The organism is Streptomyces prunicolor NBRC 13075, from assembly GCF_000367365.1.
GTDB lineage: Bacteria > Actinomycetota > Actinomycetes > Streptomycetales > Streptomycetaceae > Streptomyces > Streptomyces prunicolor.
Genome location: NZ_BARF01000136.1, coordinates 23,710 through 48,692, shown reverse-complemented (window position 1 = coordinate 48,692; position 24,983 = coordinate 23,710). Strand labels below are relative to the sequence as shown.

The following is a 24,983-nucleotide window of genomic DNA, read 5'->3' as shown; positions in this document are numbered from 1 at the left end:
CAGACTCGCACAGTTGATGTTCTCGGTTCCTGACCAGACACTCTGTGTTGACTGCAGGGCAAGACCCCGTTTGAGCGTGCATCGGAGATACGGTGCCTGCACGGTCCATCCGGGGGTGATAACGGATACGTCGGCGCTCACCGCTCAGCCTTCCCCTGTCCGGGTGGCGGTGCGCCACCAGGGCTCTGGCGCTTGCCTGGTTCGCCCCTGCTTGGGCTAATTGGTCTTGGCGGCGGTCCCCGGGAGCAGGTGAACACGGCACCTGTGGATCATGGAGTTCTCTACGCTGCAAGATCCACGAAGGTGCCGTGTTCGTTCCTCCGTCATCTCCCTCCGTTGCTCCCGCGCTTCCGGCACCCCGCCTGGAAGCCCTCGCCGGAGGTGTCGTACGCGATCAAGTCCGCAGCCTGGTCGCCGAGTTCGAGTCGTTCACCGATCCTCGGGGCGCCAGTGGGGTGCGCTGCCGGCTCCCCTCGCTGCCGGCCCTGATGGCCTGCGCGATGACCGCGGCAGGCCATGACTCGATCACCGCGGCGGCGGAGTGGTGCCGGCACGCGACGCCCGAGGAACTGGCCGCCTTCGGCATCACTTGATCAAACTCGTCGTGCCGCATGAGGTGGTGGCCTACCGCGTGATGTGGTTCCTGGTGCTGCTGTCCGCGCAGGTCATTGGCTCGGGAGCAGGCGAATACCCAGAGCACTGCCGGTACACCGGGCGACGATGCCAACCGGGGACCCGGTCGCGCGGTTCGCGGTCCTCTGCCGACGGCTGCGGCACGACCCAGGCAACCTGCTGGACACCGACCTGGGCGCCGACGCCTGCCGACCGGTCCACGCCTACCGTCCCTGGCTGCAGCAACTGCGCGACGCACGGCGGCCATCAAAATCAACCCACCCTCCGGCACACCGGTCTGGTCAGCTACGGCGCGCAGGAACTCACCGAGCTCACCTTGCGCCCGGCCGTCCGTCCGGTGCCGCTCACCGACGGGTGGCCGCCCAGCTCGGCGCCCGCCGCCCTCGGGCTAACCAGTCACCGTGAAGCCGGCTGTCCAGCCCGCACCGAGTAACCGCCGACACGGGTGTCCGGTGGCGGGCGAGGGCCTCGGTGGCCCGCCGTCCGTTGTCGTGCGCGACTACGCCTCCTTGCCATAGGCGCGGCTCCGGCTCGTGGCCCCGGAGAAGCGGGATCAGGCCGCGACTTGGCCCCTCCCATTACGCAGGCCCGGGTGGCGCGGGCGATCCGCCGCTACGGGGCGCTTTCGAGCACAGTCTCAAACTGCCTATCGCACGCCCGTGGTCCCGTTGTGATGACCAGCGGCGTCGGCCGGCTCGTACTGTGTGCCCGGCCGGCGCTCCCGCCGTAGGGGCCACCCCCACCGCGGCCAATGCCTACCCCGGGCATCCCGGAGTTCGCCGGTCAGAGCTGCATTGTCTCAGTGGCCGAAGAGGTGGATCCGCCTGCCGCGGAGCCGGTGCGGCGCGGGCGACTCCTCGGGCGCCGATGTCGGAGGCGCGGGCGCTGCCGACCCTGCGCCTGGGGTCGCCGAGGGCGGCGACCCCGCAGCCGCCTCACGCTCGGACAGCCGGGCGGCCAGCGCATCCCGTTCCGCGCGCATCCGAACCCTTCGGCTGCGCCGGCGCAGGGCGCCACCGCTGGCCATCCACAGGCCCAGCGAGAAGATCAGGGCCAGGGCCAGGCCGGCGCAGAAGATCGCCAGGGTGTTCATGGTGGCGATGTCGTTGCCGAGGACGGACACCGTGTAGTGGGGTCCGCCGCCGAGATTGTCGGAGATCGCCAGTCCCGTGAAGGCGGCGGTCGCGGCCAGCAGAAGTAGTCCGAGGAACAGCATGCCGATTCACCTCCGGTCTCTGCCTCTGCGGCTACCCGCCATGGGCCACCCCTAACGCCCGCTGATAGCAGGGGCCGACTCCACCACACCACGGCCCCGGCCGCTCACGCGTGCCACGCATTGCCCCCGGGTTCCCGGGGGAGGCCGTCGCGCGGAGCATGCTGTTGCAACAGGTCGAGGCGCAACAGCCCCGGCCGACGGGGCGGTGAGGTCACGGCCGCCGGCGGCGGCGGGCCCACGCGCACAGGACGGCGGCACCCAGGGTCAGGGCCGCCGCACACGTCACGGCGAAGGCGGCGAGGGGCCCCGCCGCCGGCGTACGGGCAGCTATGACCGGCAGGGGCCCCGAGCCGAGCGCCAGCACGGGGAGCACCGCCGTACGCATCCGGTGCATCTCTTCCACACACTTCGCCGCCACGCTCAGGTGCAGCGTGCGCAGCTCCCGTTCCAAGCGCTCGTCCTTGCTCAGAGTGTTCTCGATCTCGTCCAGGATCTGCTGTTCACGTGGGGACAGCCGGGATCCGTCCACGGCCACCACCTCCACGAACCATCTCCCCATCTCCGACGTGTGCCGTGCGAGTTCCGTGAAGGGCGGTGTTTACGCCCTGACATCGCTGCCCAGTGCGTGCTGCCGGCCGAGCCGGTGGATATCGGGCCCAGTGCGATGCCCACTGGGTGGCGCCTCTGGTCCGCGAGGGAGATCCGCATCCCCACGACGGGGCGGACGCGGTCGAAGGCATCGGGAGGCATGGCGTCGGGCGCGGCCGAGGTGCACTGGGACAGCGGGGTTGCCACTTCGCGTACACGCTCTGTCTGCCGGTCCGGGCCGCACCTGGCGGCGAGTTGGCGCGTGGCCTGTTGGCACGTGGGCGCTCTGCGCTGTGGGAACAATCAGGAGATGCTGCTAGAGATCTTCAATGGCTGGGGTTACGGCGGTTGGAGGTCGAGTCCGGTTTTGGCGATGAGCCCTTCGATGAGGTGGGGCCGGTACTGCATCCGTTTCAGCCGGGTCCTGACCAGTGCGGTGAGCTGGTCGAGGCTGTGTTTGGTGAGGTTGGCCAGCGATCTCTTCAGGTGTGACCACACGCCCTCGACCGGGTTGAACTCCGGAGCGTACGGCGGCAGCTGGTAGACGGTCAGCCACAACCGGGCGGCGATCAGCCGTCGCATGGTGCGGCTGACGTGCGTGTTCAGGTTGTCCCAGACCAAGACAATGGGACCGCCGAGCTGCTGGTGTGCGCCATCCAGAAGGCGGGCGTAGTCGGTCTCGGTGAAGCCCTTGCGCCGGCCCTTCGCGGGGCCGCGGTCGAGGTGGACGCGGTAGATCAGCCGTGGCCGGTGTCCGGCCCTGATGCAGATCAGGGCGGCCATCGAGACGCGTTTGGTGCCCTGGGCGGTGACCTTCACGACAGGTGTGTGGCCACGGCGGCCCCAGGTGCGTCCTTTCGGCGGCCTCAGACCCTGGCTCAGTCAAGATTTCCGTGACGGGGTGACGGAGTGTGGTTGGGGTCAAGCGAGGAGGACTCGTTTGCGGAGTAGTGCGAATCCGGCTCTCCCATACATCTGTCGTTTCAGCATCTTGATCCGGTTGACGTGGCCTTCGACAGGGCCGGAGTTCCAGGGCAGCGTAAGTCCCGCGGTGACAGCCTGGTGATCACGCTGGAGCCTGTCGGCGAAGGCGTGCAGGGCGGGGAGGTCATCGGCGTGGACGGCGTTCCTCCAGGCCGGCAGGTTGTTTCCACCGAGGTCGCAGACCATGCGTGCGAAGGCGTGCACGTGGCCTCGGACGGCAGTCAACTCCGGGCACCGGATGAGTACTTCACCCAGCTGGCGTTCTTCGTCATCGCGCAGATGCTGGGGGTTCCACATGATCCAGTTGGTGATCTGCTGCGGTTTGAGCACGGGGGCCGGCGACCGGATGGAGCCGAGGCCGGTGCGAAGCGGCCGGAGATAGCGTCGCACCGCTTGCGGGGTTCGTCCCGGGTAGCCCTGAGTCTGGATCTCCCGGAAGAGACGGGCGGCATCGGTGCACCCTTCGTTCCAGCGCCGGACCAGGTAAGGCTTGTAGTCGTCCAGGCGTGTGGTGCGAAGGGCGCCCTCGATGAGGCCGTCGAGGTTCGTGCAGTGTGCATAGCGTTCCGCGGTGTGCCGGGCAAGGCCCAACTCCCGTGCGATGGCGCTGATCGTCCATCCGCGGGCCAGCAGTCGGTGAACCGCCTTGTGCCGCTCCCGGGTCCGGGTGACCAGCCACTTCTCTGCGCCGGTGTCCGGACTGAGCGTCGAGGGAGGAGCCACGGCCATGCGCCGGGCCGAAAAGGTGCCCACCTCGGGTGCTTGCAGACAAACACGGTGGGCGATCACAGTGCGCTCGACAGCGGTGGCCAGGTTGTCCCATAAATGCCACCGGTCGGCGACCTGCAGCGCGTTCGGAGCGCCGGCACGGGCCGCCTCGGCGTAGGCGCCGGCCCGGTCCCGGCAGATCACCTCGATGCCCGGGTGTCCGGCCAGCCAGGCAGCCACGGGTTCCTTCTCCCTGCCGGGCAGCAGGTCGAGGACGGCATGGGACTCGATGTCGACCAGCACCGTCCCGTATCTGCGCCCACGTCGGGTGGCGAAGTCGTCCACCCCGAGCACCCGAGGTGAGGGAGGGCACGGGTCGGGCAGCGCCGTCAGTACGTTCAACAGCGTCACTCTGCTGACGACGATGTGGAGTACCGCGGCAAGCCGGGCGCCTGCCCGGCCGGCAAGTGCCAGGGCAATCGCCTGCACCAGGGCCACCAGCACCACAGTGCGACGTCCGTAGCGGACGGTCAGGCCCTCGACCTGTTCGGCAAAAGTACGACGCGCACAATCAGTGACATCGCAGAACAGCCGCCGCACTGACAGGTCGACGACCACCGGACACCCGCCCACGGCGGCGTCCGCCAGGTGTCTCTCATACCGGCTGTGGACGCGGTAGGAGCAAAGACCGCACGACGGACATGGAAGCGAACCGTCCAGAGTGCGGGCCTTGACCCGCACCACGCCGTCCTCCACCCACACGTGTTCCACCAGCACCTTCTCCAGGTGCGGGAACGCGATGCCCAGCAAGTCATCACACACGGCAGACCATGCCACCGGAATGACACTCCGTCACCCCGTCACGGAAATCTTGACTGAGCCCAGCGACAAGCCGACCTGGATCGTCGAGAACACCACCACCGGGGCCATCACCCGCAACGTGGAATCCGCCGGACGCAGCCTCGGTGCCACCACCAGCAAGACCGGTGACGTCGTCCTGCAACTCGTCGACCTGCACAACGACGTCTCCCTCGCACTCCCGCTCGACACCTCCAAGGCCCCCACGGCCCTGACCACGGACGAGTTCGGCAAGCGCACCAGCACCGAGCAGGCCCGCTACGGGTTCTTCGGCGGCGAACAGCGCTCCGCCGACACCCTCGGCAAGCTCGTGCTCATGGGCGTGCGCCTGTACGACCCGGCCTCCGGCCGGTTCCTGCAGACCGATCCGGTCGCCGGCGGCAGCTGCAGCAACTACGACTACGTCTGCGCCGACCCGGTCAACGCAGAGGACGTCTCTGGCTGCCTGCCCTGCAAGATCCCGTGGTACGCGTGGACCGGCTGGCGAAGCGACATCAAGATCACCTGGTCCGGTAAGTGGTCCTACACCAGCTGGCGCACCAAGAAGTACTCCTGGATGTGGGACGCGCTCGCCGACTGGACGCCCCTGGCGATCGTGGGCTGGAAGGAGCGGTGGCGCTGGCGCACCCAGCGCGGTGTCCGCTGCACCCTCCTGTCGTGGAGCCGCGAAAAGGTCCTGGCCGAATGGGTGTCCGTCTACACCACCCAGTACCAGGACCGGATCACCTACCGGAAGACATACACCAACTTCCGGTTCTCCGAGACGTCGTCCTGGTGGACCACCTACCGGCGAACCTACGTCTACTCGTCGAAGATCTACTGGGGATACTGACCCCCGGTACATCCCAGGCTGCCCGGGCCGCTGAGAAGCGGCCCGGGCAGCCGCCCTGACTTCTCGAGCACCTCTCAACAGTGAAAACCAAGGAGCAATAAGCATGTCCCAGTCCCGCGTCGGCGTCCTGGTGATGTCGATCGGCGTCGCTCTCACAGTGGCCGGAGCAGCGATGTACGTTCTTCCCGGCCCGGGCCTTCCTGTCCTGCTGCTGGGCCTCGCCGCTGTCGTCGCAGGAGCGGCCGTATGGTTCATCGGCCGCAACTCCGCAAGCTGAACGCTGATCGGCCGTCATAAAGCGCACCGATTTCTCTTTTCGTTATCCGCCTGGGCTGCAACAACCCTGGCCGGTTGAATACTTGTGAGGTGGGGAAATGCCGAAGCATCGGCTGTCCAGAAAGGGCCGCTACATCGCCCTGGCGACGACCGGCATCGTCGTCGTGTCCGGCGCCGGGATCGCGGCGCAGACCTCGATGGCCGCCACAACGTGGCCCGCGCAGAGGACCTTCACCGGCCGGGCCTTCGACGCCTGTACGGCGCCCTCGCTCAGCGCGATGAAGGCGTGGAAGAAGGACGCCTACTACAGCGGCGTCGCCGTCTACATCGGCGGCAAGAACCGGGGTTGCGCCCAGCCCAACCTCACCAAGTCCTGGGTGAAGTCGGTCGACACCCTCGGCTGGCGGATCATCCCCTTGTACGTCGGCGCACAGCCGCCCTGCCAGAAGAGCCTCAACAAGGAGAGGTTCACCGCGGCCACCGCCGCCTCGGTAGGCGCTGCCAATGCCAACGACGCGGTAGCCAAGGCGTCGGCGCTCGGCATGAAGCCCGGCAGTCCGATCTACCTCAACATGGAGTCGTACGACATCGCCGACAAGGCATGCAACGACGCCACCCTCACCTACGTGCGGTCCTTCACCAAAACCCTGCGCGCCAGGACCTACCGCGCGGGCCTCTACGGCTTCAGCAGCTCCAGTGCCAAGGCGATCGCCACCGCCAAGAACCGCACGGACCTGCCCGGCAACCTCTGGTACGCCCTGTGGAACGGCCAGGAGACCACCACCAAGGACTGGCCCTGGGACCCGAAGCTGTACACCGACCACAGCCGCGGCCACCAGTACAAGGCCAACAGCAAGGAGACCCGCGGCGGCTACACCATCAACGTCGACCGCAATGCCTGGGACGCCCCGGTCGCCATCATCGGCTGACTTGCGTGCCGCCGTGCAGCGCCGCCGGCCATGTGGACTTGACTGGCCCCGTAGCCCCTGGTGACGGTTTCGAGGTGGCGCCTGGCGGGCCTTGGCCTCCAGTCCGACACATGACCGGCGCCGCACGTCCCCGCCGTTCGTCTGGGTTTAGCGCCCTGTGCTGGCCCTGTTGTCCGGCGCGGCTTGGTCATCGCAACAGCCCTCAGGGGGCTGGGCATTGGAACGCTCCTGGAACCCGAGCCGGGTGGTCGGGGCCGCGCCAAGGCGAGAAAGTCGTCTGCCCGCTTCGGCTGACTCATGCACCACCGACGCCTCGCCCGCGGCTACGAACGCCGTGTGGTGGGTGAAGCTGTGCTCGACGGGTGCCCGCACGGCCTCCAGCGCCGTGCTCGATACTTCTGGCTTCGCGTAAGGGACCGGTTCCGGGCAGCCCTGTGATCACAGGTGTGACGTCCCGGGATCGGACTAGATCAGCGACACAGCGGCCGTCAAGCAGGGATCCCTTGCCCTTTTTGCCAAGATCCTTACCAGCAGTCCCAGCCCGAAAACGCCAGTGGGGATCCCCGCCCACAAGAACGGGAAGCCCCGCCTGCCTGTCTGCGCCGGTCAACCGGCATGGCCGCCACGACCAGTGCAACAGCCGCACCGCACAGCAGCACCACAAGCGGCCATGCCGGCCAGCCGCGCCCGGTACGCCTGCGCCACAGCACCAGCCACAGCGCACACGCCGCCACGAACACGACCGTCACACCGCTCAGCTGGCCGTCCCGCCACGCCACCCGCACGGCGCCAGGGTCAGCACCCCATACAAGGAGCGCAACGAGGACGCCCACGGTCAGCGCGCACACCGCTTCCAGCAGCCTGCTCATACGGTGCCCTTCTTCTCCGGCGTCTCCGTCAGGTCAGTGCGCGGGCGGAACGGACGCCTCGACCTCGACGGTCTCCGTCTTACGGCCTTCTGCGTCCGTGCTGGTGGACCGCTTCTCCCCGGCCCTGGGACCGGCTAAGGGCGCCTGGGGCGCACCGGACTGCGCGATCTTGACGCGCGTCTTGACCATGAGGGTCTTGCCGTCTGCGTCCTTGACCACCTTGCCGTCCGCCCCGATCAGCGGCAGCTCTTCGGGCATCTTGGACTCGTCCACCGTGCCGTCGGGGTTGACCCACTCCGGGGTGGGCGGCGCCGGCGGCACCGCGGCCTTCTCGGCCTGCCCGCTGACGCCAGAGCGGGGTGCCTCATCGGCGGAGGCGTTCGCCGCCAGAGCACCCAGCAGCAGCACCCCGGCCACCGCTCCCACAGCCAGGGATACACATGTCTTCTTCATGCGTGGTGTCTCCAGTCCTTGCAGGCTACGGCTCGATGAAGTGCTGTCCGGACCAGATCGGAACGTTGTCCCCGTACCAGGTGCCGCCGTAGTAGACGGTGGACCCGGCCTTGGTGGCGTAGCAGCCGCCGCCGGGAGGAGGTAGACCCCGAAGCCGTAGGTGAGTTCCATCCTGGAGGTCTCGGTGGTGTTGGCGTAGCCACTCCAGGTGCCGTCGGGGTTCTGGGCGCCCATGAGCTGCCGGCACACGCCCCACTGGGTGCCGTCCCAGTAGAAGTACTGCCATCCGGTCTTGAGGTTGCCCGGGGGACGGTTCCAGACCAGGATGCACGACTGGGCGAGGGGGATGCCGGAGGAGGACAGCCCATAGGACTGTCCAAGGCGGCAGCGGCGACCTGGACGCGATCACCAACGCCACGGGCGCCGCATCCTGTGGACGGGGGGAGGTGGCCGGCAGGTCCCACGGCGCTGATCGCTGCAACTGGCGCCGGGGCGCTCATCGTCTGGACGTCCATGCATCGCGTGAGGAACGGCGGGATGCCGTCGTGGCCCAGCCTCAGGGACCGGTGGGACCCGTGTAACGCCTTGAGCCCCCTGCTGGTGATCTTGAAGCACGTCCACCGTGGTGAGAGGGGCGTCAGGATTGCATCAAGAGCGTGTCCGTCCCAGTACCGGGGTGGGTGCGGCAGCGGGATTCTTGCCTTGTCGACCGTGTTGTCGCGTCGACCCCTTTATGAGCGGCCCTTTGGGCAAGGGGCTGCTCCTCGCTCCCGTGAGGTGGTGGACCATGCGGATGCCGCTGCGTGACCGGATCGCCCTGGTGGCTGCCCTGCTCGCCCCGCTCGTCGTCGCGCTCGCCCTGGCACCGTTCCGTACGCACATGACGTCCGCGAACCTGGCCCTGATGGTCGTCGTGGTCGTCGTGGCGGTCGCGGCCCTGGGCAGCCGGGCCGCCGGGGTGCTGGCAGCGCTGTCGGCCGCGGCCTGGTTCGACTTCTTCCTCACCCGCCCCTACCAGCGGTTCACCATCTCGCACGGCGACGACATCACCACCATGCTGCTGCTGTTGGCGGTAGGCGTGGCCGTTTCCCAACTGGCCGCCCGCGCCCGTACGTTGAAGCTGGTCACCGTCACCGACGCGGCTCTCCTAGCACGGATCCACGACACGGCGAGCCTGGTCCAGGCAGGGGCCTCGTATGCCGTGGTCGATCAGGTGTCCCAGCAGCTCGTCGAGATCCTGGGACTGCGCAGCTGCCGCTTCGAGCACGGGACGCTGCTCGGACGGCACCCTCGCCTGGAACAGGACGGCTCGGTGACCGTCGGCCGGGCGTCCTGGAATCTGGAGAAGGACGGCTGGCCCGGTGAGGAGATCGAACTGCGGGCCTCGGTGGGCGGCCGTTACCTCGGCCGGTTCATGCTGGTGCCGGAATCCGGCGCGGCACCGCCGCCTCTGCAGACACGCCTGGTCGCCGTGAGCCTGGCCGATCACGTCGGTTCGGCGCTGGACACTGCGGGGCCGGTGCTCGACCGCTGACCCGACAGGTTTCAGGCGCCCGGCGTGCTGCTCAACGTGCCCGCCTTCCCCAGGAGTTCGTGCAACAGGTGGGAGGCGGCGATGACGCTGAGAAGGTGCGTGCCGTCCTTGGTCTTCTCCGCGACCGACGGCAGGGGACTGCGCACCTGCGCCATCAGCGCGGCGACCTCCAGGGCGGTGTCGTCCGGGTCGGCGATCGGCGGCGGGGCCGCCGTCTTGGAGAGACAGTTGACGACGCGGCGGCCAGCCAGCGCCTGGCACAGCCGGTCGGCGTGCTGCTCGTCGACCACCGCGCCGAGCGTGGGGTTCTCAATGACGTAGACGGGAACCGGCACTTTGATCATCTGGGAGGCCGGCAGGATGGCCTTCGGCTCCCCGCCCTCGCCGAGGACGAGCAGCCCGGGCAGCTTGTCCTCGGCCATCAGCCGGGCCGCATCCAGGGCGTCGCTGTCGACGCTCACCGACTCGTACTCCACCGCCAGGTCACGTGCGCGCACGGTCGGCTCTTCGTCTGCCTCACAACGTCCTCGCGCCCAGCGTCGTACGTCTCCCGCCCCGGCGCCAGGTCATCGAAGGGAAACATGCGCAGCCTATGCGCCGTCCCCGCTTGACGCGGCCAGGGCCCGCTCCACCAGCGCGACGATCTCGTCGGGCGCCTCGTCCAGCAGCAGATGCCCCGAGCCGTCCAGGACGTGCAACCGAGTGCCCAGGTGCCGCTGGGCGGCCGGGCCCATTCGCCGCGGCGGCAGGAAGACGTCGTAGCGGCCGGTGGCCACGAGACAGGGCACCGTCCGGCGCTCGGCCAGCAGCGCCGGAGGCAGCGGGGGAGGGGCGAGGCTGCTGTGGCAGCAGCGGGCGACCAGGCACATCCACTCGGCCAGTTCATCCGGCACGCGGCCACCGGGAGCCACCATGGGCCGCAGCATTCGGGCCGTCCGCGGCACGGTCGGCCGGGTCAGCCACGGCACGGTCCTGACCATGACGGCCGGCGGGAGGAGCAGCCGCACGAGCCCGGCGCTGGAGAGCACGATCCGCCCGGCGATCCGCGGGGAGGCGGAGGCGAGCACGATGGCTCCGCCTAGCGAATGCCCGACGACCAGGGCCTTGCCCGGCACCGTCTGCTCCAGTGCCTCAGTGAGCCACTGCCCATACCACGCCGACCGCCCCCGCCGCGGACGGATGTCCGCGCTCAGCCCGGGCTGCCCGGGTACGTCGAGCACCACCGTGGGCCACCGGGCGCAGCGCCTGGGCGACGTGCCGGTAGACGGCACCGTTCGTGTTCGTACCGGGCACCAGCACCACCGTCCGCGACGCGGCTGCCGGGTCCGGGCCAACCGTGACGACGCTGGTGGCTCCGGCTGCCGTCGAGATCTCCCGTCGGTGGTGCGGCACGCCCCACTCATCGAGTCGCGCGAGACACCAGTCCCGCATCTGCTGACGGCACTTGGGGCCGCGATAGACGGAGGCCACGTCGGCAGCGTAGCCCTGCAGGCCGGTCTCGGAACCAGGCTGGCATCGGCGTACAGGGGGCCGTCAAGCGGCCCGGATCGGCTGGCTACCTGGCAGCCGTGTCGCGTCGGCCGTCGTCCCTGGCCACGGGCGGCGCCCGGCGAGGAATCATGATGCATCCCTAATGCCTTGCACCCTCGCGGTGAACTTGCTGCGCGGATGGCCGATGCTGTCCCTGGCGGCCACCCTCCTGATCGCGGCTGGCCTGTACGTGCGGTGGACGCGGGCCGGCCGCCCCACCGGCATCGAAGACGTCGAGGCGCGCGCCGAGGCGGAGTGACGGCGTGATGCGTACGGCAGGGCGGAACGACTGAGGCAGCGGCCCAGGACTGTGCTGGTGGCCCTGGCGGCGCGTAGGGTGACGACAGCTCACCTCGCTGCTCGGGGGTGGGTGGTGTGCCGGGAAGCCTGGTCGGCGACGTGTCAGTCCGTGCCCGAAAGGCTTGCTGTGCCGCTCACGCTCCCTGCACGCTCTCGTGCGGTCGTCCGGCTGCGGGGCAAGTTGACTGCCGGTGATACTCATCGTGCCCGGCGAGAACTCCTGAGAGCCTTAGCCCGGGCCCCCAGCGTCGTGGAAGCAGGCCCCGGCAAGGTCCCTGTATTGCCCCGGAGACCAGCGCCCTGCAGCCGGTCCCATATGCGGTTCGTCATCGCCCGCGCTTCGCCCCGCAGCGTCTGATGGACACACTGCTTCTTCCCGATTCGTAGCCTCGCAATGAGATAAGAGTCCGGCCATGTCACTCCGAAACGGCCCCTCCTCCACACCTTTCCCCACGCCGCAGGAGGTGGTGATCCAAGAGGTCCTCACCTGCTTCGATGTCTATGCCCGCGTCCGTGGTGCGCGTGACAGTGTCCTAGCCTCCTCCCGCGCCGACCCGCGGGAGGAAGACCGCGCCTTCAACGAACTGCGGCAGGCCATCACACGGCTCCGCACCACCTCCGGGACCGGCTAACACCGGACGGCGTTCAGGCTGCCTGCCTCTTCAGCCGTCGCCGGCGTCTGGGCCTTGGAAGAGGTGAGGCGGTCAGGACTCGCTACTGGTCTGGATGGTGGTGTCGTGGGAAGCGACGCCGTGGAGGCCCGTCAGGCTGCGAGTGGCGGCCGCGTCGGCAGTCGGTCTTCGTCTAGGTCGGTGTGCTGCCAGGGCATGGGCAAGCGGGATCCACGGATGGTCCGGGTCCCGAGCCGCATGGAGGTACCGCGGCTGCGGCTGTGTTCCGATAAGCGGCCCAGGGCCTGTCGGATGCGGGTTGCCGGTTCGTCCAGGGTGGCGAGGTGACACTCGGCGGTGGTGGACGTATCCCCGAGGAGCGCGGTGGCGGTGGCGCCGTCCAGTTCCTGCGGCGGATGGAGCGTCAGCAGGCGCAGTAGCCGACGCGTACCCTTCGGCAGCCGTGCGTCGGAGGCGGCCAACGCGGCTCGTACGCCGTCCTCCAGGGCCAGGGTGATCAGGGGTTCGCGGTAGTAGTCCCGAGCCCCCAGGTCGGATGGGCTCGCATGTGGCGGCCGATGGCTGACAGGGCCAGCGGGAGGTGCCCCAGCAGGTCCGCGATCTGCTGAACGGCCGGGATATCCGGGTCGACGTGTTCGGCTCCCGCCGTGGCCCGCAGCAGCTCCAGGGAGTCGCCCGGATCAGCGGCACCGGCAGCCGGGTGGTTCCGCGGAGGCCGGTGAGGGCGTGTCGGCTGGTGATCAGCGTGCGGCATCCGTGGATCCCGGGCAGGAGAGGCCGCAGCTGTCCGTGCTCGCCGCGTCGTCCAGGACGATCAGCGCACCGGTTTCCGCCAGCAGTTGGCGGTAGAGAGCCGTTCGTGCGTCCAGCCCGTACGGGATGCGGTCTCCGCTGACGCCGAGCAGCCGCAGGAAGGTCTCCAACACTGCCGTCGGATCGGCGGGAGGTCCCTGCGGTGTGGAGCCTCGCAGGTTCGCGAACAGAACGGGCACGTCGGTGCGTTCCTCGGCGAGACACCTGTGGGCGATGTGCAGGGCCAGTGACGTCTTGCCGACGCCCGCCATGCCTTCCATCGCCAGTGCGGACACTTCTCTGCCGGCGTTCAGCAGAGCCTGCGCCCGGGTTACCAGGTCGAGCCTGCCGACGAACGAAGGAAGCCCTGTGGGCAGCCGGTCGTAGGCGCTGACCCGTCCCAGTCAGTGTTCCTGCTGGAAGGCGATCGCGGTAGGGGTGTTGGCGAGCCACCAGCGGCACACGTTCCAGTGGTTGTCCTTGCCGCCGGCGTCGTCGAACGTCACGACGGCCACGACCGGGCCGCTGCAATGCGGGCTCGGCGCGGTGTGCATGCTGCACTTGCGGTCGCTGTCCGGCGGCACTTCGTCGATGGCCGTGATGACGGATTTCATGGCGGGAGCTTATGGCGCCGACAGCCACGGCGCTGGGGCGGGAGGCAACGAGGCCGTCCCGTGGTACGTCGCTGACAACTCGCCGTCGGCCTGGGACCGATGCTCCGCGCCTTGACGGCGGGGAGCAGCCGCGCGCTCTGCCAAGGTCCGTGGTCCCGAACCCCGGACCGGCCGAAGCGGCCGTCGGCGGTGTGAGTGCTTGGTGCGCAAGCGACGCCGTGGGCCAGGGGCGACGAGGAGGGATGACGGGGACGCTCTCTGGGCGGTGTGCATCGTGAAGTCGCAGGTCACGGGTCTGGTGTGAAGGGCGAGTTGGGTACTCGTGCCGGTCGGTGGCCGATGTCCATGGCGTAGATCATCGGGCAGGTACGGCTCCGGCAGGATGCCGGGTTCGGCTGCGCCCACGACCGGCCCCGCCTACGATCCGTCAGCAGGTTGGGACGCCGGGAGAACGCGGGAGGGCAGGAGCGGCAGTGGATCACCGCCCGCCGGGGCGAACTGGACGCCCTTGTTGAGGAGTTGGCCAAGCAGCACCAGGAGGTCCAGGCCGAGCAGGATCCACTGGCGATCACAGATATCCCGTGGGTTCTTGCAGCCCGACAACGGCCAAATTGGGTGCGATCAAGTGATCCGTCGTTCTTCGGCTCGCATCAGGCATCCGCGTTCCATCCCAGGCCAGTATGCGGGGTCCCACCAACAGAAAATACGCCAGCCTTTTCATCAGCCGAGAGAATGGCAGCGGTCGTGCATCTGTCTGACTACGGTTCTGCACAAGATCTCATTACAGCGGCACTTGCCTGGTTCTTTGGCCCAGGTAGCCTCGTCGTTATCACTTACAGCGTTGTTATCAGCGCCCTCGGTTGGCGTGATACGGGCCGTTCAGTACTGTCCTTTGCTGTTACGGCGCGACACAGGGTCCGAGAGTTTCAGGAAATCAAGCCGTCGAGCGCGGGTGCTGTGGCGGCTGCCTACCTAGCAGTCCTCCTCTTGCAAGTTGTGTGGTTGGTCAGCGACTACGTTCTTGGGGTGATTATTTCCATCGATGCCAAAGTCGGACCAGACATACCCCCCGCCGAGTTCGCACGCAGGCAAGGGATTGCGACTGTCTTGGGTGACAAGACGCCGATATCTGTCGGCATTCTGGCTCTGGGAGTTCTTTGCATAATCTCTGCCTACCGCAAGGCAAGAAGAGGCGTCAAAGCCGACTCTCTGGCATTTCTGTTTGGCGGCCTGCCTTTTGTCTTCGCGATATTCGGCCTCCTCGGTGCAGCCATCTCGGCTGCGATGTGGGCGGCTGGGGCAAAGAACGATCAGGCAAACTTGTCGACAGTGGCTACACTGCTGGGCTGCGCCGCCGTCATGTTCGTATATTACCTGTCCTGCCAAGCAGTTATGGCAGCTCCATTGGTGCTGGCCCAGTCTCGGCAACGTCTGAATATGCCGTAGCTGACGCTTGCGCGTCACGGCTCATTGAGGCGGGACAACCTACCAGTTCAGCACTTCACTCCAACCGCACGTCCGCTCCTGGCTCACCCCGGCCATGACCCTGCGCCGTTGGTGGCCAGTATGGACAGGTCAGGACCCGCCGCCCGGACTCCAAGCCCTCCTCGATGCGGTCACCGCAGGCAGACCCCTTGACCTCTACCGCAGGGTTTAACGAACTATCGGTAGGCTGCACCGAACTGTTCGGAAATCGGAATTGGGAGAAGCGATGAGCCGGTTATGCGGGGACCACAGTTTCGTTGTTCCGGTGTCGTTCTATCTCTTCGGCATCCAGGACACTGACGAGGCAGCTCTCCCCTCGCTGTTCCCCGACGGGGGCGCGAGCGGCGATCTCGTGACCGCGCTTCCGGGCCGGCTGGATATCACGACCGGGGTGCACACGCAGTACGTGAGGCTGCATGTCGAGTGCTGGTCCGGTGATCCGGGAGCATCGGAGGAAGGCGCGTGGGACGCGGTGGCGTCGGGGACGCTCGCGGTTCCGAGTGGGGAGATGGCCGTCTGGGAGATGATGGGTCGTACCCCCGACACATTCGCACTGCCGCAGGGAGCGGGTACGTACCGGCTCGACGCCCGCTGTTCCGGGCGTGAGCAGGCCCGTGCGTTGTCCCGGCAGAAGGCCACGCGTATACCGCGGGAGGCCGAGGAGATCACTCTGCGGTTCTGGCCCGAGTCGGACATCGACGCGACGCAGTGAGCGGGCAGGGTCACCGGCTGCGGCCGACCCAGCCCGGGCGCCGCTACGGGGTGATCTCGACGTAGAACGTGTCGTCGCTGCCGTCGATGATGCGGTTGTACCCGTAGTAGACGCCGAGTTGGCTTCCGCCTGCCTGGTTCTCGGCTGAGTCGATCATCTTGGCGGAGAAGTTGTCCGCCGACGCGGTTGCGTCGTAGACGTGTTGTGCGGCGCCTTCATAGGTGGTGGCGAAGGGGAATTCCTCGCAGTCGAGGCAGGCTGTGCCGTGGTTGGTGGTCATCGGCCTCGCAGACGTCGCCTGCGGCATCAGGGTTCACCTGCTGGCGGCCAAGGCTTCCACCCGGCGGCCGGCACGATGCGGGCCTCTGGGCTTTGCCCGGATGAAGGTATGCGCGGACGGCGGGGTCCCGGCCCGTGAGCAGGGACCCCGGCGTCCGCAGGGGTGTTGCGGGGTCACACGGCTGTGGTCGCACCCCGGGTGCGCGCCTTGCGGCGGTGCAGGGCGAACGCGGTGGTCGCCGCGCCGGCGGTGAGGATGCCGGCCGCGATGGCGATCGGCAGGCTCGTGGAGGTGGAACCGGAGTAGGAGACGTTCTGTGCGGCGAGGTCCTGGTTGTATGCGGCCAGGTCGGACGCGGACGAGGCCGTCTTCGAGTAGTGCGGAATCCGCTTCACCGACTTCACGGAGCCGTTCGTGTTCAGCAGCACCTGCTTGTTGTTGGGGTGCTTGAAGTCGAACATGCCGGTGAGACTGCCGGCCCGCTGGTCGAAGGAGGCGTCACCGATCCGGCCCGTGTGCCAGTTGTCCTCGATGAACTGCGTGATCGATGCCTGCTCGGTGGCGGTGTGGTCGATCTTGTTGACCTTGCTGTACGGCGAGATAACCAGCAGCGGCTGCCGGGTGCCCGGTCCGCAGCGGTCCGCGTAGCCGCTCTTGGCGGCCGGACCGGACTGGCAGGCGGGGCTGTCGGTGGCCTTGCTGTTGGAGCCGACCGTGGAGTCCTTGGAGCCGTTGAGCACCTTGGAGGTCACGTGGTCGTACCAGCCGTCGGAGTCGTCGTAGGCGAGGACGACCGCCGTCGACTTCCACTCGGGCGACTTCTCAAGGGCGTTGATCTCCTTGATCAGGAAGTTCTGCTCGTCGGTGGGGTCGGAGTAACCGGCGTGCCCGTCCTGGTACTCGGCCGCCTTCAGGAAGCTCACCGCGGGGAGGTTGTCGGCCTTCAGCGCGGCGTCGAAGTCGGTCAGGTCGTAGTTGTGGTTCGCCCGGCCGTTGTGCCCGATCTCGGCGACGGACTTCGGCGCCAAGTGGTGCGGGTTGGACGTCGACTTGTAGTACTCGAACGGTGAGTGGTGCGGGCTGTAGTCCTCGGAGGCCGCGCCGCCGATGTTGGTGTGGGTGGTGCCGGCGCACTTGGCGTAGTCAGTGCTCTTGCCGTCCCAGGCGGTGCTGGGCCGGAAGCCGCCCTGGAACCAGCCCCAGCTCACGTTCTTGGAGTTGAGCAGGTCGCCGATGTTCTTGCCCTGCATCTGCGCGAGCGCGCTGGTCGCGGTGTGGTCCTTGTCCGAGCAGTCGTCGAAGGCCGGGTCGGGGTCGTTGATGACCGTGCCGACGCCCTTGGCGTTCGGGGAGACCACGGTGTACGAGTCCGGGGTCGTCGTCTGCTTCGGGTGCTCGGTGCCGGAGGCCGGGTCGACGGAGATCACGCCGTGGGTCTGACCGGAGATGAGGTTCAGGGCGCCGGGCGTCGAGGGGCCGTAGTTTGAGCTGAACGACTTGTCGTTGAGGGCGTACTGCTGGGCGTAGTTCCACATGCCGGTGACGGTGTTGCCGTCGTAGTAGTCCATGACCAGGCCGGGTTCACCGAAGAGGCCGGTGCACTTGTTGACCTCGGTGTTCTCGACGTACTTGTCGGCCTTGCCGCCGTCGGCCGCGTACTGCTCGGGGCCGTAGGAGTGGTTCTGGTCGCAGGTCATGGCCTGCGAGCTGCTCAGCCGCGTGGGGGTGTAGAGGTTCGGGTTCTTCTTCAGCAGCCCGGCGTTGAGCAGGTTGTCGGCCTTCGGCGTGTGCGCTGCGGCCTTGAACTTGGTGCCGTCGGTGTTCGCGGCCTTGGGGTAGGTGGCGAAGTAGTGGTCGAAGGAGACGTTCTCGTCGTAGATCACGACCACGTGCTTGATCGGTGTCGCGGTGTGGGTGCCGGAGGGGTGGTGACCGCCGGAGTTCGCCGACGCGGGGACGGCCCCGCCAGCGGTCGCCAGTGCGGCAGCGCCGAGCAAGGCGCCAATGCGCGTCACCTGACGTCGCCCACCTGTGGATCTTCCTGTGCCGATCATGCTGTCTCGCCTTCCGAGGGAGCATCGAAGTCCAGGGCCGGGCCCGCAGATTCGATGTTTGTGCCATCTACGGCCGGATCCTGCGCAATGGTGGCGGCGGCCCGGGGGAGCGGCAATGACGTCAGGGCGAACGGCGGGTCAGGAGATTCTCATGGTTTGTTGGCTTGTTCTTGACCCGTGTCTCAGATCGGCGGTGTCTCAGGTCAGCAGTGTGCGGCCCAGCCAGTCGGACGTGTCCCGCACGCCGGGCAGGGCGAAGAAGTAGCCGCCGCCGTAGGGCGAGATGTAGTCGACCAGCGGTTCACCGGCCAGCCGCTTCTGCACGTTCTCGAACTGCCGGGCCAGGTCCTGCTGGTAGCAGCAGAACAGCAGACCCATGTCGAGGTTGCCGTTGCTGTCCGTGCCCCGGTCGTAGTTGTAGCCCCGGCGCAGGATGCGCTGGTCGGCGCTCTGCGTGGTGCGCGGGTTGGCGAGCCGGATGTGGCTGTCGAGCGGGATCACGTCGCCCTGCGGGTCCTGGGCGAAGTTGGGTGTGTCCTTCTCGTGGTGTCCGTCCAGCGGGGCGCCGGTGTCCCGGGCGCGGCCGAACATCCGCTCCTGTTCGGTGATGGAGACCCGGTCCCAGAACTCGACCAACATCCGTATCAGCCGTACGACCTGGTAGCTGCCGCCGGTCGTCCAGTCGGGCTCGCCGCTGCCCCGGCCCACCCAGACGAGGTCGTTCATCGCGCGCGCGTCGGTCACCTCGGGGTTGGAGATGCCGTCCTTGAAGCCCAGGTGGTTGCGCGGGGTGCCCGAGGGGCGCGGCGGACTGATGAACCCGTCCGTCCGCCACCGGACTTGGAGCCCGCCGCGCGTGTGCCGGGTGACATCGCGCAGCGCGTGCAGCACGGTGTCCGCGCTGTCGGCGCAGAACTGCACGCTCACATCGCCGTGACACCAGGCGGAGTTGAGATCGTCGTCGGGGAACGACGGCATCGCGGTCAGCCGGCGCGGGGTGAGCTTCGCGAGCCCGTAGCGGTCGTCGAACAGCGAAGCCCCGACGCCGACGGTGACGCTCAGCCGGTCGGCGGGGAGGTCCGGGCCGAGCGTGCCCGAGTCGGAGGGCGGGGCGGTGATGCCCAGGTCCTCCGGGCTGCCGCCGGTGGTGAGGAAACGCGCCCGCTCGGTCAACGTCCGCAGCAGATCGGTCAGTTCGGTCCGGTCGGCGGCCGTCGTGTCGAAGGAGACGAACGCCGTGGCGCGCTGGGCCGGGGTGACGATCCCGGCCTGATGGAGGCCGTGGAAAGGCACGCTCGCGGCGGTCTCCACCGCGGCTACGGCCGCACCCAGGTCGGCGGCCACCAGCCCGGCACCGGCCACCGCCGCCGCACTCGCCAGGAAACCCCGGCGGCCCACCTCGTTCACGCGCTTCACGCGGTCCTCCGTACGTCCGTGAGGGCGGCCACGTCGGCCAGCCGCTCGACCAGTCCACCGAGGTCGGCGTCGACCTTCTCCCTTTGCGGACGGGTGAGTTGGGGCAACGGCGTCCACTTGCCGGAGTGGTCGAGGCCGTCCAGGGTGTGCTGGGCCCGGTCCATCCAGTCGCCCAGTTCGGCGAATTCCGCGTCCCGGGTCTTCAACAGCGGGCGCAGATACCCGAGCAGTACGCGGGTGCCGTCGAGATTGGCGCGAGCGGTGGCCAGGTTGGTGCCGCTGCCGTAGTCGGTGCGGCCGGTCAGCTCGAACTGAACGGTGTTCTCCAGGATTTCGTGCGCGCGCAGACCGGTGTCGGCCGGATCCATCCGCTGGGAGGGCCAACTGCCCTCCAACGCGTGCACGTCCTTCGCGAGTTGATCGGCCGGACCGCGCAGCCCGCTCGCCGACTCACCGTGCCACAGCCCGTACTCGACCCGGTGGAACCCCGTGAACCCGGCGTCGTGCACCCCGCCCGCTAGCCCCGCCGTGGTGCCGTTGATCGCCCCGTCGGAGTCACCGAACGTGCCGTACGCGGCGCCCATCCGCTCGTACACGAGATGCGCGGGCAGCCACGCCTTACGGGCCGCCGCGAGGTCGCCCCGATCGACGGCGGCCCGCAACACGTCCGTCTTCTGGGCGAGTTCGACCGTCCGGCCCTGTATCCACTTCTGATAGGCGAGCGTTGGCGGGATGAGTTCCTGCTGAGTGATCGGTGTGGCCGCGGGCCCGCTCTTCACCTTCGAGCCGCTGATCTGCACGGTGGGCCCGGTCACGGCGTCCGCGTCGTCGGGCAGACACTTGAAGGCGTACGAGCCGTTCCCGAGGGTCACCCCGAGCGGCCGGACCGTCCCCGGCGCGAGCCCCTCGACCTCGCCGTAGACCGCGCCGCTCTTCGCGTCGGTCAGATACACCTCGGCCGCCGTGCTGGACGTGTTGTGCAGCTCGAAGACCTGGTGACCGGCCTGCGGGTGCGTCCAGCCACTTCCGCACCCGGAGGTCGCGACCTCGACGGTGGTGTGCGGGAGCCCGTCGGCAGCGGCGGCTGGCCACGCGCTCGAACCGGATCCCCGGGCCGCGAGCACTCCGGCTCCCACGGCCGCCACGGCCACGAGAGCACCCGCCGCGAGCAGCACGGTACGGCGGCGGGTGGCCGGGGCAGACGATGCCGGTGCCGGATCCGCGGGCGATATCGGACCGGGTTCGGCTTCGGCGCCGCGCTTGGTGTCGGGCACGCCGGGCCTCCAGGGGGAGTCGTACGAACGGGGGCGGTGTTCTTGATCCTAGGCAGGTCGCAGGGCCCTGACCGGGCCTCTTGACCCGGTTCTGACCGGACGGCGATCGAGAATTCGCCCGTGGTTCATCCGCTCGTCCACAAGCATGGCGGTCTCATGGCGGGTTCCGGCCGTGGGCTGGTCAGGAGGGGTGATGGTTCACCCGTCCGTCGTCGGTCACCTCGTACAGGTCGATCCGCAGCAGCCGCCGGATGTGGGCTGGGACGCGCTGCGCATGCCACAGCGAGGATGTCGGTACGACGAGCGCGTAGCGGATGTTCAGGGACTTGCTCGTCATCCGGCGCAACAACTGGCCGTAGCCGATGTCGGCGTCGATCCCCTTCTCCTGGGTGCGGCCCTTCGCTTCGGCGATCAGTCGCTCCTCGCCGCGTACGGCCTCGGCGTCGGTCCACCGGTCCGTGGGGGTGACCACGGTCCATCCGTCGGCGATCAGATGACGGCGAAAGGCATCGGTGACGCGGTCCTCGTCGCTCACCGGTGCGAGGATCGTCTGTACCGCCTGCAGGTCCGCGTGTCTGCTTCGGCGAAGGCGTCCCCTGGAGCCGGCGTCGAGGTCGGCGGGCCGGATTACTGCCAGACGGATCCCGTGCTGCGGGATCAGGGTGTCGCGGCGGGCGTCGTAGAGTGCGCGCTGCTCCCCGCGGTGCACGCAGCTGACGGTGAGCTGGTCGGGCTTGTCGAAGTGCGGCACCGGCTGGTCGTGCTGGATCTCCCGGTACTCGACCACGAGGTGCTGACCGGGCCAGTACGCGTCGACCGGCAGCCTGGTGCGCCGTCCGTTCGCCGCCGGGTCGCCCAGCAGCCAGTCGAACCGGTGCTGGCGCAGGCTGCGTTCGCCGAGCAGTTCGTCGCACAGATCGAGGACGTACGCCTCGTCGCTGTTGTCCCTTCCCATGCCGCGGAATGATGCCAGGGACGCAGGTGCCGGGGGTGGGTGCGGAACCCGGCACGGAGCGGACGGGGGGAGGTGGCTAGCCTGGCCTGCCGGGTGCTCCCGCCGAGGCTAAGAGGGTCGGCTGTGCCCTTGTGCTGCGACCTTGCGGGAGGCATCGGGTGCCTGGCGGTTCGTTCGGGCGACTCTCGGACCTGGTGGAGTCGCTGACCGGCGACGTGGTCTTCGCGATGTCGAGGGGCAGCAAGGAACTGTTCCACAGCGACATGCTGGCCTGGTACGTGGAGCGCCATCCGGTGCTGGGCGAGGCCCTGCTGGATGCCTGGCTGATACCCGAGAGTGGTCATGGGTCCGGTCAGGTGCGGGTGCGGCGGGAGTGGCGGAACCTCGATCTTGTCGTGGAATACCCTGGTCGCAGCCCGCTGGTGATCGAGAACAAGGTGTTCTCGCTCCCGGACACCGACCAGTTGGACTCCTACGCCGACGGCAAGCTGCACGGGCTCGACCGTCCCGTCCTGGTGCTACTGAGCCTGCTCGATCCCGGATGGCCGGGACGGATGTGGACGACACCGGCCGGGACGGCGTGGCACTGGCGCGGCTACGACGAGCTGGCCGCCGTGCTGAGTCCCTGCCTTCCGGAGCTGCGCGGGGCGGACCGCTTCGGCGCCGACGTGTTCGAGCGCTGGCTCGGCCTGATCGGCACCCTCGTGGACCTGAGCGCCGAGGTCGGTATGCCCGCCGACTCGGAGCCGTTGCTGCTTCCCGAGGAGGTGGCAGCGATTCTCCGGCCCGCTCGCCTGGACGCGACGGTGCAGAAGATGCGCTGCCTGCACGCCACGAACCGGATCCGGGCGGAGCTGGCGGGGGAGATCGAGCGGGAGGGGATCCTGGTACGTACCGCGATGAGCCGGGGCCAGGGCATCGTCGAGATGTTCACCGCCTGCCCGGGGCCCGGTTTCGGCTGGCAGATCCAGGAGGGCCAGTTCCGTCTCGTGTATCTGACCGGCGCGGGGCCCGGGCACGGGAAGGGCGAGGAGCGGCGGGCGGTCCGCGAGGGCCAGGCGCGCGCCTTCGGCGACTACTTCCGCTTCGACCGGGCGCGGGACCTGCTCGGCGACACCGGACCCGAACGTCCCGGCGTCGCCCCGCACCAGCCGCTGACCTTCAACGGCTTCGCCCCCGACTTCGTCTACCGCAGCATCCCGGCACCCGATCTGACGATCGAACAGGTCGTGGACCTGGGCGTCACTTTCGCCCGCGAGGCGCTGAAGGCCCATGCAGACGCGTTCGGTGAAGTCCTCCGCGCGGACAGCTGACCGTGGTGGGCTATCGGACGGGCGCCGTCGCGGTAGGTTGCGCTCCTTGTATGACGGGGTGGATGGGATGGACGTCCTGGGAGTCGATGCCTGCGGTAAGCAGGGCTGGGTCGGGATCGGGCTCACGGGCGGTGCGTACGCGGGCAGCCTGGTGGATAGCCGGCTCGACACGCTGATCGAGCGTGCCGTCGGAGCGCGGGTGATCGCGGTGGACATGCCGCTCGGGCTCGTCGAGAAGGGCTGGCGTGCCGCGGACCTGGCGGCCAAGGCCCTGCTCGGTGTGCGGCGCAACAGTGTCTTCCTCATCGCGCCGAGGCCGGTGTGGCAGGAACGCGAATACGTGGCGGCAGCCGACCGGTGCCAGGAGCTCACCGGTAACCGGTTGAGTCAGCAGGCGTGGGCGCTGGCCCCGAAGCTGCTTGAGGCGCGGGCATGCTGGCTGGCCGATGAGCGGGTCCACGAGGTGCACCCCGAGGTGTGCTTCTCCGCCATGGCGGACGGGATTGCGCCGGCTTACGCGAAGAAGACCTGGCGGGGGCAGCACCTGCGCCGCTCCCTGCTGGCCCAGGCCGGGATCGTCCTCCCGGACGTGCTCGGTGAGGCGGATCGCGTTCCCACGGACGACGTTCTCGACGCTGCCGGCGCGGCCTGGTCGGCGCACCGGATCACACGGGGGACCTCGGACCGGGTACCCGAGGTGCCCCAACTCGACGCGGAAGGCCGCGCCGTCGAGATTCGGTTCTGACCCGCGTCGGACGCCGATGCCTCTCGCAGAGCCCTGGGAAGACAATGGGCGCTGAGCGACCCGTTCGTCCGCATGCGATGGCGGTCGTCCCTACCGAACGGGTCGAGCGGCGTCCGGCCCGGGAGCACGCTTCGCCGCCGCTTCGCAGGCTCGTCTCATCCGCAGGAGCTGGACAAGACCTACACGCGGGTGACGTGTGCCGGCACGCGGCACACGTACTCCACGCCATCCGCCCGCCGACGTGAGCAGTGATTTTCATCCGGGAAGCCGGCGACGGTGCGGTGCTGCCGCCGTCGGATTGCCGCTGTGCCTGCTACCGCTGGAGCGCTTGCGCCACCTGCTGGTAAGAGTCGTGGCGCTGTTGTTCCCGGGCTGCTCGGACGGCAGGGTCCGGCGACCACAGGGCCTGCCGGCCGGGGTGATAGGTGTGGACGACCTCGTACCGTGCCTCCCGCACGAGCTCGGGGTGGGTCTTCTCCAGTCGTCGCCAGCTGTCCTGCGCGTCGACTCCTTGCAGAAGGACGACTTCAAGGCGGGGAAGCAGACCGAGGAGGCGGGCAAGAACCGTGACGCCGGCTCTGCGTTCCTCGGCGTTGGGAGCGCGGTTGATGTACCAGGGGTAGGCATTCCAGGGGGTGGTGTCGCGGGCGTCTATGCCCGCTTCGGCAAAGCCGGTGCACTGGCGTTCGGCCGTGGCGTCGTCGTTTTCCACGCACAGGAAACCCGAACCGCTGCCGTCCTGGGTCTTGGGGCCGGGATCGCGCAGAATCGACAACACGCGTGCGTCGACGCCCCCGTGCCAGGGAGCCACGTACGGCATCCAGCCGCGGCCGTCCTGGTCGCGCAGCTCATCGACCATCTCGTTGATGGCACGGACGTGCGGCGCGTACCGGCCGCTCTCCTGCTCGTCACGGAACGCCTCGTCCGCCATGCGTCTGACCATGTCATCCTCCGGATTCAGATGTGGCGGTCCACGGTAGCCGCGCCCACTGACACTGGTC

The 24,983-nt window shown here is 68.5% G+C and carries 26 protein-coding genes and 2 pseudogenes; 11 read left to right on the top strand and 17 right to left on the bottom strand.

Features of this window, described 5'->3' with window-relative positions:
• Positions 1-308 precede the first annotated feature (308 nt).
• Positions 309-587, top strand: a pseudogene (locus SPR02S_RS50565) (transposase family protein); the annotation flags it as partial.
• An 845-nt stretch (positions 588-1,432) separates the two neighbouring features.
• Here the strand turns inward: SPR02S_RS50565 and SPR02S_RS65460 are convergent.
• The 4 genes and pseudogenes from SPR02S_RS65460 to SPR02S_RS50545 all read right to left on the bottom strand — a co-directional run bounded on the left by SPR02S_RS65460 (position 1,433) and on the right by SPR02S_RS50545 (position 4,951).
• Positions 1,433-1,849, bottom strand: a complete 417-nt coding sequence (locus SPR02S_RS65460) for a hypothetical protein (RefSeq protein WP_019064705.1) — start codon at positions 1,847-1,849, stop codon at positions 1,433-1,435.
• Between the two features lie 211 nt (positions 1,850-2,060).
• Positions 2,061-2,378, bottom strand: coding sequence for a hypothetical protein (locus tag SPR02S_RS58275; RefSeq protein ID WP_158698013.1), 318 nt, complete (start codon positions 2,376-2,378; stop codon positions 2,061-2,063).
• A 398-nt stretch (positions 2,379-2,776) separates the two neighbouring features.
• Positions 2,777-3,313: pseudogene (locus tag SPR02S_RS50550) on the bottom strand (transposase); the annotation flags it as partial.
• 45 nt (positions 3,314-3,358) lie between these two features.
• A complete protein-coding gene (locus tag SPR02S_RS50545) occupies positions 3,359-4,951 on the bottom strand; it encodes an ISL3 family transposase (protein ID WP_019064702.1) in 1,593 nt (530 codons plus the stop codon).
• Between the two features lie 49 nt (positions 4,952-5,000).
• Here SPR02S_RS50545 and SPR02S_RS50540 point away from each other — a divergent pair, with 49 nt between their 5' ends.
• The 3 genes from SPR02S_RS50540 to SPR02S_RS50530 all read left to right on the top strand — a co-directional run bounded on the left by SPR02S_RS50540 (position 5,001) and on the right by SPR02S_RS50530 (position 7,024).
• On the top strand, positions 5,001-5,819 hold the full coding sequence (locus tag SPR02S_RS50540; protein WP_026151644.1) for an RHS repeat-associated core domain-containing protein: 819 nt from the start codon (positions 5,001-5,003) through the stop codon (positions 5,817-5,819).
• Between the two features lie 103 nt (positions 5,820-5,922).
• Positions 5,923-6,096 (top strand): hypothetical protein, encoded by a 174-nt coding sequence (locus SPR02S_RS64240; protein WP_019064701.1) that lies wholly within the window; start codon positions 5,923-5,925, stop codon positions 6,094-6,096.
• A gap of 97 nt (positions 6,097-6,193) precedes the next feature.
• Positions 6,194-7,024, top strand: a complete 831-nt coding sequence (locus SPR02S_RS50530; protein ID WP_019064700.1) for a glycoside hydrolase domain-containing protein — start codon at positions 6,194-6,196, stop codon at positions 7,022-7,024.
• 524 nt (positions 7,025-7,548) lie between these two features.
• On the opposite strand, the gene SPR02S_RS61350 is transcribed toward SPR02S_RS50530, so the two are convergent.
• Together SPR02S_RS61350 and SPR02S_RS50525 are read right to left on the bottom strand one after the other, a co-directional pair.
• Complete coding sequence (locus SPR02S_RS61350) at positions 7,549-7,893, bottom strand: hypothetical protein (RefSeq protein WP_245607773.1); 345 nt, start codon at positions 7,891-7,893, stop codon at positions 7,549-7,551.
• Between the two features lie 33 nt (positions 7,894-7,926).
• Entirely contained in the window at positions 7,927-8,346 is a 420-nt protein-coding gene (locus SPR02S_RS50525) for a hypothetical protein (RefSeq protein WP_158698012.1), read from the bottom strand.
• A gap of 787 nt (positions 8,347-9,133) precedes the next feature.
• On the opposite strand from SPR02S_RS50525, the gene SPR02S_RS50520 reads away from it, so the two are divergent.
• Positions 9,134-9,880: a DUF4118 domain-containing protein gene (locus SPR02S_RS50520; protein ID WP_019064698.1), complete on the top strand. Its 747-nt coding sequence runs from the start codon at positions 9,134-9,136 to the stop codon at positions 9,878-9,880.
• Between the two features lie 11 nt (positions 9,881-9,891).
• On the opposite strand, the gene SPR02S_RS50515 is transcribed toward SPR02S_RS50520, so the two are convergent.
• Together SPR02S_RS50515 and SPR02S_RS58270 are read right to left on the bottom strand one after the other, a co-directional pair.
• On the bottom strand, positions 9,892-10,377 hold the full coding sequence (locus SPR02S_RS50515; protein WP_019064697.1) for a CBS domain-containing protein: 486 nt from the start codon (positions 10,375-10,377) through the stop codon (positions 9,892-9,894).
• A 93-nt stretch (positions 10,378-10,470) separates the two neighbouring features.
• Positions 10,471-11,283 carry an alpha/beta fold hydrolase gene (locus SPR02S_RS58270; protein WP_245607772.1) on the bottom strand — a complete coding sequence of 271 codons (813 nt, stop codon included), beginning with the start codon at positions 11,281-11,283 and terminating at the stop codon, positions 10,471-10,473.
• 248 nt (positions 11,284-11,531) lie between these two features.
• Between SPR02S_RS58270 and SPR02S_RS64235 the strand changes: the two genes are divergently transcribed.
• Both SPR02S_RS64235 and SPR02S_RS63680 read left to right on the top strand, forming a co-directional pair.
• Positions 11,532-11,669 carry a hypothetical protein gene (locus SPR02S_RS64235; protein ID WP_245607771.1) on the top strand — a complete coding sequence of 46 codons (138 nt, stop codon included), beginning with the start codon at positions 11,532-11,534 and terminating at the stop codon, positions 11,667-11,669.
• A 454-nt stretch (positions 11,670-12,123) separates the two neighbouring features.
• Positions 12,124-12,342 (top strand): hypothetical protein, encoded by a 219-nt coding sequence (locus SPR02S_RS63680; protein ID WP_158698010.1) that lies wholly within the window; start codon positions 12,124-12,126, stop codon positions 12,340-12,342.
• Between the two features lie 496 nt (positions 12,343-12,838).
• Here SPR02S_RS63680 and SPR02S_RS63675 read toward each other — a convergent pair whose 3' ends face one another.
• The 3 genes from SPR02S_RS63675 to SPR02S_RS50485 form a co-directional block, all read right to left on the bottom strand.
• On the bottom strand, positions 12,839-13,096 hold the full coding sequence (locus SPR02S_RS63675) for a hypothetical protein (RefSeq protein WP_158698009.1): 258 nt from the start codon (positions 13,094-13,096) through the stop codon (positions 12,839-12,841).
• Positions 13,083-13,430 carry a hypothetical protein gene (locus SPR02S_RS59410; RefSeq protein WP_158698008.1) on the bottom strand — a complete coding sequence of 116 codons (348 nt, stop codon included), beginning with the start codon at positions 13,428-13,430 and terminating at the stop codon, positions 13,083-13,085. The genes SPR02S_RS63675 and SPR02S_RS59410 overlap by 14 nt, the downstream gene beginning before the upstream one ends.
• Positions 13,431-13,538: 108 nt before the next feature.
• Positions 13,539-13,748 carry a hypothetical protein gene (locus SPR02S_RS50485; protein ID WP_019064692.1) on the bottom strand — a complete coding sequence of 70 codons (210 nt, stop codon included), beginning with the start codon at positions 13,746-13,748 and terminating at the stop codon, positions 13,539-13,541.
• A gap of 435 nt (positions 13,749-14,183) precedes the next feature.
• Between SPR02S_RS50485 and SPR02S_RS62040 the strand changes: the two genes are divergently transcribed.
• The gene (locus SPR02S_RS62040) at positions 14,184-15,194 is read left to right on the top strand and encodes a hypothetical protein (RefSeq protein ID WP_086021735.1); all 1,011 of its coding nucleotides are present in this window, start codon (positions 14,184-14,186) and stop codon (positions 15,192-15,194) included.
• 304 nt (positions 15,195-15,498) lie between these two features.
• Positions 15,499-15,945, top strand: coding sequence for a hypothetical protein (locus SPR02S_RS50480; RefSeq protein WP_026151642.1), 447 nt, complete (start codon positions 15,499-15,501; stop codon positions 15,943-15,945).
• A gap of 43 nt (positions 15,946-15,988) precedes the next feature.
• Here the strand turns inward: SPR02S_RS50480 and SPR02S_RS50475 are convergent, their stop codons facing one another.
• The 5 genes from SPR02S_RS50475 to SPR02S_RS50455 form a co-directional block, all read right to left on the bottom strand.
• Positions 15,989-16,252 (bottom strand): NucA/NucB deoxyribonuclease domain-containing protein, encoded by a 264-nt coding sequence (locus tag SPR02S_RS50475; RefSeq protein ID WP_078623251.1) that lies wholly within the window; start codon positions 16,250-16,252, stop codon positions 15,989-15,991.
• Positions 16,253-16,398: 146 nt separating this feature from the next.
• Positions 16,399-18,279, bottom strand: coding sequence for a phospholipase C (locus SPR02S_RS50470; protein WP_026151641.1), 1,881 nt, complete (start codon positions 18,277-18,279; stop codon positions 16,399-16,401).
• A 198-nt stretch (positions 18,280-18,477) separates the two neighbouring features.
• Complete coding sequence (gene efeB, locus SPR02S_RS50465) at positions 18,478-19,695, bottom strand: iron uptake transporter deferrochelatase/peroxidase subunit (RefSeq protein ID WP_019064688.1); 1,218 nt, start codon at positions 19,693-19,695, stop codon at positions 18,478-18,480.
• Entirely contained in the window at positions 19,692-20,969 is a 1,278-nt protein-coding gene (locus SPR02S_RS50460) for an EfeM/EfeO family lipoprotein (protein WP_019064687.1), read from the bottom strand. Before SPR02S_RS50460 ends, efeB begins: the two co-directional genes overlap by 4 nt.
• A gap of 181 nt (positions 20,970-21,150) precedes the next feature.
• Positions 21,151-21,924, bottom strand: coding sequence for a hypothetical protein (locus tag SPR02S_RS50455; protein WP_019064686.1), 774 nt, complete (start codon positions 21,922-21,924; stop codon positions 21,151-21,153).
• 158 nt (positions 21,925-22,082) lie between these two features.
• Between SPR02S_RS50455 and SPR02S_RS50450 the strand changes: the two genes are divergently transcribed.
• Together SPR02S_RS50450 and SPR02S_RS50445 are read left to right on the top strand one after the other, a co-directional pair.
• Positions 22,083-23,237, top strand: a complete 1,155-nt coding sequence (locus SPR02S_RS50450; RefSeq protein ID WP_019064685.1) for a PD-(D/E)XK nuclease family protein — start codon at positions 22,083-22,085, stop codon at positions 23,235-23,237.
• Between the two features lie 67 nt (positions 23,238-23,304).
• Positions 23,305-23,982, top strand: coding sequence for a DUF429 domain-containing protein (locus tag SPR02S_RS50445; protein ID WP_019064684.1), 678 nt, complete (start codon positions 23,305-23,307; stop codon positions 23,980-23,982).
• Positions 23,983-24,295: 313 nt separating this feature from the next.
• Here the strand turns inward: SPR02S_RS50445 and SPR02S_RS50440 are convergent, their stop codons facing one another.
• Positions 24,296-24,925 carry a uracil-DNA glycosylase gene (locus SPR02S_RS50440; RefSeq protein ID WP_019064683.1) on the bottom strand — a complete coding sequence of 210 codons (630 nt, stop codon included), beginning with the start codon at positions 24,923-24,925 and terminating at the stop codon, positions 24,296-24,298.
• Between the last annotated feature and the right edge of the window lie 58 nt (positions 24,926-24,983).